This window comes from Xanthomonas sp. SHU 308 (assembly GCF_000364645.1).
GTDB lineage: Bacteria > Pseudomonadota > Gammaproteobacteria > Xanthomonadales > Xanthomonadaceae > Xanthomonas_A > Xanthomonas_A sontii.
Genome location: NZ_AQOK01000021.1, coordinates 1 through 12,366 on the forward strand (window position 1 = coordinate 1; position 12,366 = coordinate 12,366).

18 protein-coding genes are annotated in these 12,366 nt (G+C 63.7%); 16 read left to right on the forward strand and 2 right to left on the reverse strand.

The window, feature by feature from the left end; translation table 11 throughout:
- Positions 1 to 355: 355 nt before the first annotated feature.
- The 8 genes from D588_RS0101070 to D588_RS0101095 all read left to right on the forward strand — a co-directional run bounded on the left by D588_RS0101070 (position 356) and on the right by D588_RS0101095 (position 5,766).
- Entirely contained in the window at positions 356 to 709 is a 354-nt protein-coding gene (locus D588_RS0101070) for a hypothetical protein (RefSeq protein ID WP_017914668.1), read from the forward strand.
- Positions 710 to 939: 230 nt separating this feature from the next.
- Entirely contained in the window at positions 940 to 1,293 is a 354-nt protein-coding gene (locus tag D588_RS0101075; RefSeq protein ID WP_017914669.1) for a DUF2185 domain-containing protein, read from the forward strand.
- 274 nt (positions 1,294 to 1,567) lie between these two features.
- Positions 1,568 to 2,263 carry a DUF1963 domain-containing protein gene (locus D588_RS0101080; protein ID WP_232764190.1) on the forward strand — a complete coding sequence of 232 codons (696 nt, stop codon included), beginning with the start codon at positions 1,568 to 1,570 and terminating at the stop codon, positions 2,261 to 2,263.
- A gap of 594 nt (positions 2,264 to 2,857) precedes the next feature.
- On the forward strand, positions 2,858 to 3,331 hold the full coding sequence (locus D588_RS27495) for a hypothetical protein (RefSeq protein WP_157836386.1): 474 nt from the start codon (positions 2,858 to 2,860) through the stop codon (positions 3,329 to 3,331).
- A gap of 167 nt (positions 3,332 to 3,498) precedes the next feature.
- A complete protein-coding gene (locus tag D588_RS0101085) occupies positions 3,499 to 3,987 on the forward strand; it encodes a hypothetical protein (protein ID WP_017914671.1) in 489 nt (162 codons plus the stop codon).
- Positions 3,988 to 4,312: 325 nt separating this feature from the next.
- Positions 4,313 to 4,879: a hypothetical protein gene (locus tag D588_RS26250; protein WP_081613444.1), complete on the forward strand. Its 567-nt coding sequence runs from the start codon at positions 4,313 to 4,315 to the stop codon at positions 4,877 to 4,879.
- Between the two features lie 94 nt (positions 4,880 to 4,973).
- Positions 4,974 to 5,237 carry a hypothetical protein gene (locus tag D588_RS0101090; protein WP_017914672.1) on the forward strand — a complete coding sequence of 88 codons (264 nt, stop codon included), beginning with the start codon at positions 4,974 to 4,976 and terminating at the stop codon, positions 5,235 to 5,237.
- A 70-nt stretch (positions 5,238 to 5,307) separates the two neighbouring features.
- Positions 5,308 to 5,766: a T6SS immunity protein Tdi1 domain-containing protein gene (locus D588_RS0101095; protein ID WP_226980500.1), complete on the forward strand. Its 459-nt coding sequence runs from the start codon at positions 5,308 to 5,310 to the stop codon at positions 5,764 to 5,766.
- 337 nt (positions 5,767 to 6,103) lie between these two features.
- Here the strand turns inward: D588_RS0101095 and D588_RS0101100 are convergent, their stop codons facing one another.
- A complete protein-coding gene (locus D588_RS0101100) occupies positions 6,104 to 6,781 on the reverse strand; it encodes a hypothetical protein (protein ID WP_026143233.1) in 678 nt (225 codons plus the stop codon).
- A 246-nt stretch (positions 6,782 to 7,027) separates the two neighbouring features.
- Here D588_RS0101100 and D588_RS0101105 point away from each other — a divergent pair, with 246 nt between their 5' ends.
- From D588_RS0101105 to D588_RS0101140, 8 genes are all read left to right on the forward strand, one after another.
- A complete protein-coding gene (locus tag D588_RS0101105; RefSeq protein ID WP_232764191.1) occupies positions 7,028 to 7,456 on the forward strand; it encodes an immunity 26/phosphotriesterase HocA family protein in 429 nt (142 codons plus the stop codon).
- Positions 7,457 to 7,569: 113 nt separating this feature from the next.
- On the forward strand, positions 7,570 to 7,851 hold the full coding sequence (locus D588_RS0101110; RefSeq protein ID WP_026143234.1) for a hypothetical protein: 282 nt from the start codon (positions 7,570 to 7,572) through the stop codon (positions 7,849 to 7,851).
- Between the two features lie 59 nt (positions 7,852 to 7,910).
- Positions 7,911 to 8,363, forward strand: coding sequence for a hypothetical protein (locus tag D588_RS26255; RefSeq protein ID WP_017911385.1), 453 nt, complete (start codon positions 7,911 to 7,913; stop codon positions 8,361 to 8,363).
- Positions 8,364 to 8,505: 142 nt separating this feature from the next.
- Positions 8,506 to 8,766, forward strand: coding sequence for a hypothetical protein (locus D588_RS0101120; protein ID WP_017914677.1), 261 nt, complete (start codon positions 8,506 to 8,508; stop codon positions 8,764 to 8,766).
- A 267-nt stretch (positions 8,767 to 9,033) separates the two neighbouring features.
- Positions 9,034 to 9,426 carry a hypothetical protein gene (locus tag D588_RS0101125; RefSeq protein ID WP_017914678.1) on the forward strand — a complete coding sequence of 131 codons (393 nt, stop codon included), beginning with the start codon at positions 9,034 to 9,036 and terminating at the stop codon, positions 9,424 to 9,426.
- Between the two features lie 97 nt (positions 9,427 to 9,523).
- On the forward strand, positions 9,524 to 9,976 hold the full coding sequence (locus D588_RS0101130) for a hypothetical protein (protein ID WP_017914679.1): 453 nt from the start codon (positions 9,524 to 9,526) through the stop codon (positions 9,974 to 9,976).
- A 284-nt stretch (positions 9,977 to 10,260) separates the two neighbouring features.
- The gene (locus D588_RS0101135) at positions 10,261 to 10,752 is read left to right on the forward strand and encodes a nuclear transport factor 2 family protein (protein ID WP_226980584.1); all 492 of its coding nucleotides are present in this window, start codon (positions 10,261 to 10,263) and stop codon (positions 10,750 to 10,752) included.
- 28 nt (positions 10,753 to 10,780) lie between these two features.
- The gene (locus D588_RS0101140; RefSeq protein WP_232764192.1) at positions 10,781 to 11,098 is read left to right on the forward strand and encodes a hypothetical protein; all 318 of its coding nucleotides are present in this window, start codon (positions 10,781 to 10,783) and stop codon (positions 11,096 to 11,098) included.
- Between the two features lie 31 nt (positions 11,099 to 11,129).
- On the opposite strand, the gene D588_RS0101145 is transcribed toward D588_RS0101140, so the two are convergent.
- Positions 11,130 to 11,867, reverse strand: a complete 738-nt coding sequence (locus D588_RS0101145; RefSeq protein ID WP_026143235.1) for an OBAP family protein — start codon at positions 11,865 to 11,867, stop codon at positions 11,130 to 11,132.
- Positions 11,868 to 12,366 lie beyond the last annotated feature (499 nt).

The window sequence follows — 12,366 nt, forward strand, 5'->3', positions numbered from 1 at the left end:
AAGCCCGCATGGCCGCCTGAAGTGCTGGCCAGCGTGGGCGGCGCCCCCTTACATGGCAGCGCGCTGGACGCTTAGAAAACAGGGGTCAGAGTGCATTTTTCTTGTATGCAAGGCCATTTAAAGTTAGCTCTGACCCCAGTTCTGGAGTAGACATGCTGGGTACAACAATCCACACAAGACGAATGCGTGTCGTGGTTCCGCCTACTTCATGCACTAGTCTAGTGATGGACGCGCGATGCGGCGTCCGCCTTGGGCAAGTCCTCATGATCGCGAACTGTGGCATGCTCGGCTCCTGGCGGCAGTACTGGGGAGCGCGGTCCATGCTTCACCCCTTCCTTGGCACCAGCGCCTAACGATGATGCAACCCGAAGCCGTCGCGCGGTGCGGTTCAATTCAGTTGGCAGGCCCCGAGAACATGTCTATGCAGCCGGCGAAGATTTCCGTACTCGCTCTGCTGGTTCTTGAAGCAAGTCTGGTCATTTCTACGGTGGCGGCCTTCCTTCTGCGCGATGTCCCTGTGGTGCCTGTTGCGTTCGCCGTGCTTGGCGTTGGCTCGTTCCTGGCGCTTCTGATCTCTGTTCCGGCAGCGTGGTACTCCGTGGCCACGGATCGCTCAGCGCGCTCGGCGCCTTACCTGTCGGCCGTCGCCGTCGGTAGTCTCCTGATTACCTGTTTCATCGTGCTGCCGTTTCTGGGTGGCGGCGTGTAGCAGTGCGCACACCAAGCCCGGAGGCTTGGGGCCTGACGACCGGTCTTGGTGACACCCAGAGACCAGCGACGCCAGCAAGATCCAAGACAGAGATCTATGGCATGCTCGCGCCCGTGCGGCAGTGCTGGGGAAGCGCAGTCGATGCGTCACCACCTCCTGGCACCACCGCCTAACTATTCATTCAAGCGGCCCGGCTTCGCGGTGTCGCCCCAATCCAGGTGTCAGGACGCATGACCAAGCAGTTCCGACTCTCGCAAGATCAGATCAAGCCAATGGCCGAAGGCTACGGCGGCTGTATTGCCACCGACAGGATCACCGTCGACGGTGATTCGGTACGCTTCATGTACCGCGAGGCCCCGGACAACGACATCGATAGCGGTTGGCGCTTCATGTCAGGCTCCGAAGACGATGCGTACATGGACAACCCAGCCAACCATGCCGTCTATGACGTCAACACGATCGCCAACTACGACCCGAGCATTATTCCGTTTCTGGACGCCCCGGAAGGCAGCGCATTTGAAAAGCTCCCGGAGTCGGAGCAGTTCATCGCGGTGACAAACTGGACGCCGGAGGATGAGCCCTGACAGTTGATTCAAACCGCCTCCAGATCGCGGCGCGGTTTAACTGTAGTGCTAGTGACAATGGGCAATCCTCCGCTCGTCCACATGGTTGGGCCAGTGTGGCGGGGCGGCGCAAACTCGGAGTCCGATCTCCTGGCGCCTTGGTATCGGCGTAGCCTAGAGGTTGCGGCACAGGATCGGAGGGCACCTGTCTTGGAAATGCCCACTGATCTCTGTTCTACTGGAAGTAAAGCCAGTAAACATGACCCGGCCTGGATGAGGCGCGGAATACGCACACGTGACGACGACAGCTGACGACCTCAAAGCTCAACTCGCCCGCCCGGGTGTCATCCTGGAGATCGGGGGATTCCGGCCGCCCGACGATCCCCTGGCAAGCTGGTTCGGTCGCGTGAACGTCTGCGCGCCGGGCGAGACATGGCCGGAGACGGCGGGACGGCCGATGCATGCGCTGTGTCAGATCAACGTCAGCGAATTGCCGATGCGGCTGGCCCGCCTCGCGGATATCGCACTGCTTACGGTGTTCATCGGTCCCGATACGCTCCCGGTCGATACGCCTAATGGGGAAGGGTGGTGTCTGCGGGCCTACAAGCGGCTCGATGGACTGGTCCCGCTGGCGCCACGGCACACCGATTCGCAGATCAGCGCATTTCCGATGCGGCCGCATGTCTTTCATGACGACTACCCGTGCTGGGAGGATGCGCCGATGGATCTGCCAGCAGATATCGAAGCGCACTACCACGATCTCTTCCGGAACCTGGATGGCTTCAAGCTGGGAGGATGGCCGACGCTGATCCAGGCCGAGATCTTCTGGGCGCCCTTCAAGCGCCATCCCGCATCGCCCGAGTTCGTCTTCCAGATCGACTCCACGGACAAGGGCCGCTGGATGTGGGGCGACGGCGGCGTCGGCTACTTCGGCCGCGGAACAGCACCAGGAAAAGAAAACGAGTGGGCGCTTGCGTGGCAGTGCTATTAGACTCGCCTGCTGGAGATGGAAAAGAGGGCACAGAGTGCGCTTTTGTTGACTGCGACACCCTTGAAAGTTCACTCTGGCACAAGTTCTACCTTTGGCCTTGACTCATCGTGGAGTTGGCGAATTCAAAACTTCTAGGATTCGGTGTCTACCGTGATGGTGGATCGCTCAGCCTTTCCTTTAGAACAGCCGATGGCACTGAATGTGAGTTGACATTCAAAGTCAATTTGGCGCCACCAGCGTACAAGCCCAATGGCTATGTCGGAGCCCTGCTCTATGAGTACACCCTAACCAGCCGTGCAGATCCGATTACCGGCATGACCGGGTGCGGAGAAAAAGTTGAGCACCGATCCATAACGTGGCAGGAGGCCGCAATAATTTTGAAATACTTTCAACCACAACTCTCTGTCATTTCGACTGAGTATTCGTGGGTATATCCTGAAATGGTATGTGCTGCGGACTTGAATGGACTGGCAGAATAAAACGGAAGATCTAATGCGAAAAAACGGGCTCCGAATGACCTTGCCTTGTGCGCGAAACTCCGAAAATTCACTCTTACTGCCTTCAACGCATCCGTCAGCCATAACGAGTAAGAACATGAGCGTTTCTCTTTCGCCAGCGAAAATGTATGGGCACTGGACGCATTGCGATCCCAGAGTCTGCGAGTTCCAGCATGGGACAACAATGATCTACATCGAGTACAGCGAAGAATATCCTATGGGCAGAAGTTTGGAGGATGCTCAGAAGACCATTGATGTCGTCTTTGAAGAAGTCGATTACGCGTTAGCGTACGCTTCTGCTATATCTTCAGGACAGCACCAGGATTTTTGGAAGGCCGCAAACCGCATCAGCCTTAGGCAGAGACCGCTCATAGTCTACAGTGTTCGATATCCTTTAATTAGCGATTTTCCTGTTTATGAGATATCGTGGAACCCGCATTTTGAAGTTGAATATGGACTGGCTTACTCCGATGACTGGGTTGAGGAAGTGGTGCGTGTAGAGGTTCCAGACACTAGTGATTTCATTAAAGTTAGACGTCGAGCCCCTTACCAGTACGAGTATGTACCGTAACTTCCGGTTAAAGCGAGAGCAGTTTCGCCAGTTGGATTAATTATGAGGGGAAAAGTAGCGGGCGCACTTTCTCTGTACTAGGATGTCTGGGAAGTTCTCGTATCCGACGCCCCGAGACCACCATCGGCAAGCCACGCAAAATGCGCGTCAGCTCCTGGAAAGACCATATGAAAAAGCACATCGCCGTACTGCTGCTGATCGTGGGCCTGGTCTGCAGCGCGCCCGCGCTCACCCAATCCTCCAAGTCCCCCTTGCTCGGCAAATGGGTGCTCGATGTCGCGAGCATGCCGGCGCCGCCCGCGCAGCGGCCGAAGAGCGCCTCGCTCACCTACAGTGATGTGGGCAAGGGCAAGTGGCAGACGAATGCCGACATCGTCGGTGGTGATGGGCATGACATCCATGCCGTCGCCATTTATCCGCTAGACGGAACCGCAGCCCCAAGCAAAGGCTACCCGACGGTCGACACCACGGCCGTATGGCTGCCGGCGCCGAACGTGATGGTCGCCGCCTTCTACTTGAAGGGAATGCCACGCACGACGCGCACTTACACCGTCGCCCCTGACGGCAAGACGATGACCGAAACCGTGGTCTGGTTGAACATCAACGGCGAGCCGGCGATCACGATGAACCGCTTCAACCGCGCGGAGCAGCAATGACGTGTTGGTGGCGTTTGCCGTAGCGCTGCGCTGGCGGTTGCGGCACAAGGCCGAGCAACAATCTAGGCCACTACGGCCACTACGGCCACGACGACCACCTCCAGGAAATGCGCAACTAGGACGAGACCGGCGCGGATCCGTCGCACTCAAGTGGGGCGAAGGCCGGGGCTGGCGCCTCTACTGTGCCAAGAACCTGTTGGCGGCCTGCGAGCACTCTGTGGTCACTGAAAAGCCGGTCGTGGTGAATGTCGACTAGGACGGGAGGCGTCGGTCACTTCCACAATCTGACAGTCCTCAGCACGAGCTCGCATCAAGGCTAGACAACATGTCAAACAGTCATCTCTCGACCCGTCATCTCGACGCGCTGAAGGAACTGCTACGGGAACTGAAGGAAGCACAACCGCCACATCCTTGGTGCGAAGTAGCGACTATTGCTGTCGCCGGTTTGCACTCCATCGGATTCGATATGGAATCCGAATATCTGCTTGTTGTTTCAAGCGCCGGCCGGGGAGTAATCGACTGTCATGCCGGGCAGAAGGTGGCACGAGACTATGAGGAGAACTACGAGGGGGAGGAATTCTTGGAGGCCAATGGCATTGGCCCACTTCAGGGAAAGAAAATTCGTACATCTGGCTTGCCGGGTGGAGGCCTACCCCTTGGTACATCCGATGGTTGGCATATTGAACTGGTAACCCTCGACTGGCCCATCAGGGAGATTATTCTCGTAGAGCCCTTTTCATCTCTCTACGGCGCCCGGAACGGAAAGCCGGCGATCTTTCATAAGATCTATGCGACGTACGAGTTGAGAGCTATTGGATTTTCGTACACGGGCAAGACGCTTGTCATTGCCACGTCAAGCGATATCGTGATCTTCTCAAGAGGTGGAAGCTGACATCCCCATTGCCTAGAAAATGAGGATATCGGCACGGATAGCCTCGATCCACCAAACTCGCTGTTGGCATCGATCCATCAACATCTGCCCCCCCATGACCACATTCCAATTCCAACCACGCTGGAAGGAAGAACTCGTCTGCACCGGCCCGGGCGGCGAGTTCGTACTGGATTTCCCGATGGGCGTGCCGACGGTCTACGTGCCCACCGAGCATGCCTGGGCGCAGAGTGCACCTGCGTGGGCGCGCGAGCTGTGGCCGGTGTTCAAGGCCGAGCTGGAAGCCTGGTGCCAGGCGCGCGACGTGCAGTTCTTCCTGGATGGATCGGCCAAGTGCTACGGAGCCACCGCCAAGGCCTAGGTGAACACGCTGACAGCAGGTGGATGCACGTGGCTTGGTATCCTGCCGCGCCATCGCTGCAAGGCCCCCAATGAGCCAGAGTAAAGAGCGCGCTGACACGACGAACGTCCCGCTGTACCACTTGATCGCGCCGGAATCGCACGAGGCCCTCGGTCCGTGGGCGGACGCGTTCCCGGCGTACACCGTCGTGGTCGGCTACTCGAGTCTGGGTCACGTCTTTCTGCACGACCCGGCCAGCCAGGATTACGCGGTGCTGCACCCGTTCAAGGCCGCCGGCAAGTCCTATGGTGCGCACGCCTCCGCCGAGGCATTCGAGGCGGCCATCCTGCGCGATCCGGGCTTCGAGGCGTACGTGTTGCGCGGCGACCACGTGCGGGCGATCGCGGCGCGTCTTGGCCCGTTGAAGCCTGGGCAGATCTACATTCCGCAGCCGTATCCGACGCTTGGCGGAACGGAAGCGCCCGAGACGTACGACAAGGGCGATGTATGGGTGTTCGCGGATCTCGTCGCGCAAAGCGTGGGCTTGTGACGTGAACCCGAGCGATTTCGCAGGGCATGGCTGATGGGGATGCTGCGTGCAAGTCGCCGATCGACACGTGTGTTGTGCGTGCTTGCAGGCGCGCTGCTTGGTGTTGCCGCGCTGTGCGTGGGCGTTGATCCTGCGTCGCCGGTACGGTCGAGCGCGTGTGTGCTGCTTGCGATCGGCGCCGGCGTCCATGTGGTCTCCGCGTTCCTGGGCAGCGACGCCTGGCGGAGTCGCTTGATCGGGCTATGGCCGGGCATCTGAAGGCACGCTTTCGACAACCCGGGCGGCACGGCCTCGCCGCCCGGATCACACGCAACGCGGACGCCGCAGAGGCCGCGCCTCAGTGCTTCGCCGTCTTGCGCCGGTACACGCCATTGAAGCTGACGTTGGCGCCACCGCACTCCAGGTTGTCCGAGGCCACCAGCAGGTCGCCGACCAGCTGTAGGCGAACCTTGCAGTCGTCCTGGCTGAGTTCAAGCCGATTGCCTTCGGGAAAGCCGCGCGCGGTGACAGCGCCAAGGTGCGGCCCACCAGGCGCTTGATCTGGGGTCGGGTTGGCACTAGGCCAGTAGGCATCGCCGTTGGCGGTGATGGTGCCGTCGCCGTTGGCGATCAGTTGCAGTTCGTTGTCGCCGTCGTGCCACTGGCCGACCCAGGCCTGCGGCTTCGGTGCGGCCGTCGCCGGCAGCGGCTGCACGCTGGACGCTGCCACCCAACCGGCGCTGCCGCCGACCTTGTTGGGGTAGAACGCGCAGACGAAGCCGCCCTGGCGCTGCGCCAGGATCACGGTGTCGTCCTTGACCACATAGGCGCGCTGCCGGCACGCGGCCTCGCCCTTGGCCGGGCAACCGTCGTCGTCGTTGAGCAGGTACAGGCGCGGCACTGCGACCTTGGCGAGCGAGAACCCGGCCGTGCTCATGGGGAAGCCGCCGTTGCGGCACATCGCCGTGTCCTCGTCCGGCGCCGCGTAGGCCAGTGCGGGAACCGCCAACAAGGCGAGCAGCCAGGTCTTGTGCATCATAGTCGCTCCAGAGGTGGGGCAATAGTGTGGTGCATGCCGGGTGAACCGGTGGCGAGCGAATCAGCAGGTGAGGACATCATGCTGCCCGCCGGACACCGTCGCTGTGGTGCATGGCGTGGCCTCCCGTAACCCATGCGCGCCAGCCAGCCGCAGCGACGCCGAGGAACACCTCGACCAGTAAGGTGGCTGCCATCAGGCACGCCGCGGGGATACCCTTGCCGCGGTCCAGATTTTGGAATGGCAGTGAAGTACCTGGCGGGCGATGTCTTCGCGATCCCGTCGGATGCGGGAACGTACGCGCTCTGCCAAGTGCTGTGGGCGCCGCAGGGCGACTATCGCAAGGTGGTCGGCTTCTGTGTGCTGGAACAGCAGGCATCGGAACCGACGCTTGGCGCGTCGCCGACCCGGCCGTTGCCGGTGCGCGATGGCGACAAGGACATCCGATTGCTGTTCACCGGCATCCAGAAACTCAGGAGCGGCGAATGGCAGATCGTCGGCCGCGCGCCGCTGCCCCAAGACGCCGGGGAGTTGCTGACCTTCCACACCGCCGGCGCCCTACACGAAGGCGACACCTTCGTGCGGATGCTGTCGGTGGACGAGTACGCGTGCTATCCGTCGATGTCGGTGCTCGGATTCGAGCTGGTGCAGCGGCTGCTGAGCGACAGCCGGTGATCGAGGGCGCCGGCCGTTGACGGCCAGTGCCCGCTCGGCGAGCATCGCATGCAGCCTCGGCGCAGGGGCGAGGCCAACGCCGCACATCACTTCTGTCTGGATCAGGTGACACCATGCCCGCGAGCCTGTTGACCGAGGTCGTCCTGCGCCCGCTGGTCGAGATCGTCCTCTATGGTCTGTGCTATGTCGTCGGTATGCTCGTGGTGCCGACGTTCTCGTTCGGTTACTACAGTGTCGAACCGTGGAGCAGCAAACGGCGCAGCAAATCCGACAAGCGCAGCGCGTACCTGGCCCCACGCGTGGTCTCGGCCGACGCGGCGGCCTTCTGGGGCGGGTTTGCCCTGGTGGGCTTTGGGCTGTTGGGCTATGCGCTGTGGCAGGCAGCGGGGACTTAACCCCGAAGCGGCCACACAGCGCTACGCTTGCTGTCGACTGCAACGGATTGCACCTACCCATGCCTCACTCGGCCACCTGCTTCACCACGCGTTACACGCTGTCGACCCTGCGCGATCAGATCGACGAGCGCCCCGAACTGGTGATGGCGTTGGAGTGCATGATCGAGGTGGAAGAGGAGCACTTCCCGGACCCACCAACCTTCGCGGCGCTGTCGCATCTGGCGCAGTGCTCGGCATGCCAGGCCTGGAGCGCCGCCTGGATGGACGCGCAGTTCCCGGAGCGGGTGGTGTGGCGCAAGCGGATTGCACGCTACTGCTGCAGCAGCATGTTCGCGGCGGTGACCAAGCCGGACAGGGTCGTGCGGATCGGCTTCGAGTTGTTCCGTGGCGAGGATCCGACCTGGTACCTCAATGATGCGATCTGTGTGCAGTTCTGTCCGTGGTGCGGGCAGCGCCTGCCCGATCGTCCGTTCGAGCCGGATCTGGAGCCGGAGCCGGAGCAAACACCGTGAGGCTGTGCCGCAGCTGCGTCGCCATGACGGCGGGAGGGCTGCCGCGACGGTCGATCGCCCTGTGGCGGCTCAACCGGCTTGCGGATCCGTCGCACGACCACGCTGCTTGCCGCGTGGCGATGTCGGCACTTGGCGGTGTGCGATGAAGCAGCGCCTGCTCGCCCTCGCGATCGCGCTGCTGTCCGCCGGTTGGGTGCTGCCGCTGTGGTGCGGTGTCGAGGCGTGGCTGACGTTCTGGCAACGCGGGGGCACAGCGTCGTTGCAAGGTGGTCCTCCCGGCGACTCGTTTCCGTACCTGGCCTTCGCCTCGGCCTGCAGCAAGGTCGCCAGCGTCTGGCTTGCCGTCGCAATCGGCATCTGGACGTATCTGGGCGCGCGTGCCTGTCTACGACAGATGCGATGAGTTGTCATGCGCCCGTGCTGCAATGGGTCCGGCCGGTCGCTGCACCACGGTGTCGGTCCCCGGTGGCAGGGCGCTGCGAGAGATGCCCATGTGCCGCAGACGGCGATGCCGGCCGCCACCGGGTTGCATGACGTGCCGCACCGTTGTCCACCTGGGCGGCCGTGCATGCGTTACCTTCCTGGACCGCCCATCCGCGCCTGCGCGCCATGACGCAGCCACGCCGATGCGCGCGTCCGCCCCCCGATCGTTCGAGAGTCAAGCTGCCGCATGCATCCTGTCATCCATTTCCGCTCCCGCCTGCTCGAGGTGAGCGCCGAGCCGGAGAATCCGATCAATCCGATCCGCGGCAGCTCGCTGCTGGACTGGCTGCGCGTGCGTGTGGGCGACGCCATGGTCCTGTCCGAGCCGGACCCGGAGGACTGGGGCTGGGCCTCCGAAGCCGAATGCCAGGGACGCACCTACCTGGTCGGCGCCTACGCCGAGGAAGAGGTCGATGGCAACCATACCTGGATGCTGCAGATCGAGAAGGAGCGCTCGTTCTGGGAGCGGCTGCTCGGCCGCCATGCGATGCGCGACGACGATCCGTGCTTTGCGCGGCTGCATGCGCTGATCGCGGCCGAACCACGGTTCACCGACGTGGTGGTGGAACGCGAATCCTGACCGCCGGTAGGGCTGCCCGACGCGATGGCAGGGACTGCAGCACACGCGCCATCGCGCTTGGGTATGCTCGGCGGTCCCTCTCCATCCGCGTGCCACCATGCCGATCCGTACCCTGTCGCTGTTCCCGTTGCTGCTGATCGGCACCTCGCCCGAGCTGATGGCGGCGCCCAGGCATTGCCTGCCGTATGGTCCGACTCAGGTCACCCTGTCCGGTATTCTGGCGCCGTCGCCCACCGACGCCGCCGCGCCTGCTGTCCCGCATACGCATACGCATACGCATCCGGACGCCGCTGCCGGTGCGGCAGCGACCCAGGAAGAGGTACTGATCCTGCCGCAGCCGCTGTGCGTGGCGGCGTCGGCGGATGGGCGCCAGCCGCGGCACGAGCAGGTGCGCCAGCTGCGGCTGGCGGTCACCGCGGACCAGGCGGCGCATCTGCGCGAAGAAGGTGTCGGCCAGGTGGTGAGGGTGACCGGAACCCTGGCGCATGCGCCGATCGGGCCGGATGCACCGCCGCTGCGCTTGAGCGTGCTCGGGGTGGACAGCGACTGAAGGATGCCCCGGTGACGCGCTTTCGCTGCGATTTAGCGGCATGTGTCGTGGCCTTGTAGGAGCGGTTTCAGCCGCAACGGGCATTCCCGGTAAAGCCTGTCGCGGCCGAAGCCGCTCTACGTGGTTGGAGTTCCGGTGAGCTTGGATGTCTCCCGTTACCTAGGCATCTGGTTGCTGCGGCCACGCCAGCCGCTGGCGCACGCGGCAGCGCTCGCATTGACGCCGCGCAGCCACTGGCTGAGGATCGCCATGCCGCATCTGGCGGCCCGAGGTGGCAACGATCCATGAAGGGAATGCGCGTTCTGTGTGCGATAAGTCTGTGGCTGAGCGCGTTCGCCGCCATCGCGGGCGAGTCGCCGGCGCACACGGTCCAGACGTTCTATGCCTGGGCGATCGCGCCCAAGCACGCCGATGGCGACGTTGCGCAGGTGCGGCATCTGCTGGGGCGGGAACTGTTCGCGGCGCTGGAGGCGCAGCGCGCCTACGAGGCAGCCTGCGCCAAACTGGTGCCTGCAGACGTCAAGCCGCACATGCTCGACCAGAGCCCCTTCTTCCTGTGGCCGGACCAACCGACGGCGTTGGTCTCGACGACCGCGCAAGTCACCGGCGACACCGCGCAGGTGCGCGCCCGTCTGGCCATCGATGACCAGCAGTGGACGGATACGTTGGTGCTCGGTCGCCAGGACGATCGCTGGGTGATCCTCGACATCGTGTGGCAGGAAGGAACGCTCACTCGACGCCTGACCGACTTTGCCGCGCAGCGCTGCACGCAATGACGTCGCCGGCGTAGACGAGGGAAGCGCGATGGATGACGTCGGCAGTCGTACCGCGCTATTGCTGAGCCTGCAGCGCGCCCTGCTCGGTGAGGTGCACCCGCAACTGCGGCAGGCCTCGATCGAGGCCGACCAGGCGCGCCGCGTGGTCCGGTTGCGCTTCGAATACGACGGCCCGCCGATGGAAGCGCCTCGCGAAAGCTGCTCGTGCGCCGCCACCGAGATGATCGCGGACTTTCCGGCGAGCTGGGACCTCGAAGAAGTGCATGTCGCCGTGCCGATGCCGGCCCCGCTGCAGCCCCTGCAGCACGTGGCATACCGTCGCGCAGAACCGGACGCTTCGGCCTGAATCACGCCGCTGGCGCGTGGCATCCTGGGTCCTATCGTTCCCCCGTGCCCGCGTCCACCACCCCGGGAATCGGCGTCGCCGAGGGAAACGCCTCGCGCAGCAGGTGCACGCCCTGCTGTGGCTTGGCCAGTGGCGTCAGGTCCTGGCGGTCGGCGCGCAGTTCGGCGCTGCGGTGCGGGGCGATGGCGTCGCGGCGGGCCTGCAGGTCCGGCTGCAGTTCGCCGTCGCGATTGAACGACCAGGCCAGCATGGGTTCGCCCAGCGGCAGGGCATCGCCCGGCTTCGCGCCGTCGCGCGAATGCCAGGTGTGCCAGGTCTTGCCGTAGCTGTTGAGCTTGCTGCGCATCAGCGCCTTCTCCGCGGTGAGCGGCAGGCCGGGCGCGGACAATTGCCCGGACAGGATCTCGCCGTTGTGCGGATGCCAGTAGCGGCGCTCCTCCGGCGGCAGTCGCTGGAACAGATTCTCGGAAATGATGTACTCCACGCCGGTGAGGTTGGCCTGCGCAGTGTCGCCGTCGAACAGGGCGCACTGGGCGAACTCCTCGTTGACTTGGCGGCAGAAGTGGTGGGCTTCCATCTGCTGGTGCGGGTGGTCGCGCAACGGGTGGAAGCCGACCAGGTGGATGTCCAGCACTGCGGCCGGGCCATCGTCCTGCAGCGCCTTGGCGCCGGCCTCGAGAACGCGTGTCTTGGCGCTCTCGGTAGCGCCGGGCGGCTGCGTGGCGGGTTCTGTGCGGTCGCGGCCACAGGCGGCCAGCGTCAGCAGCAGGGGGGCGAACAGGATCCGGCGCAGGGGGGGGCTCCAAGAGCGGCGCGGCGGCGTCGGGCCGCATGGCCCGCACGCGTAACCCACGACAGAGGCAGCATCGGCTGCGCCACGTCGATCGGCTGTGGCCGGGATGTGTGCACGGCGTGGTGCCGCGCAGACCCGGCCAGCCGGCGGCGCGATGCATGAGGTCCGTAGATGTCCGCTGCGACGGCGTGGCGTGACGTGATGCGGTCACGCATCGTCGCGCCGTGGCAGCCACGCCGTCATTGCAATGGCGGTGCAACACAGACGACATATCGTGCCGCGCTGCGCCACCGTATGGCGCATGCCGTCGCGGGCTGCTGCGCAAGCCGAACGGACTCGATTTTGCGCGCTCACAAGGATTCGACATGCTGCATCCCCATCTCTCCCCGCGGCCGCTGACCGCGCGCGCCGCGCCGGCCCGTACCCGCCTGGCGCAGGCTTGCGCCGCCCTGGTGCTGGCCTCGGTCGCCGCCGC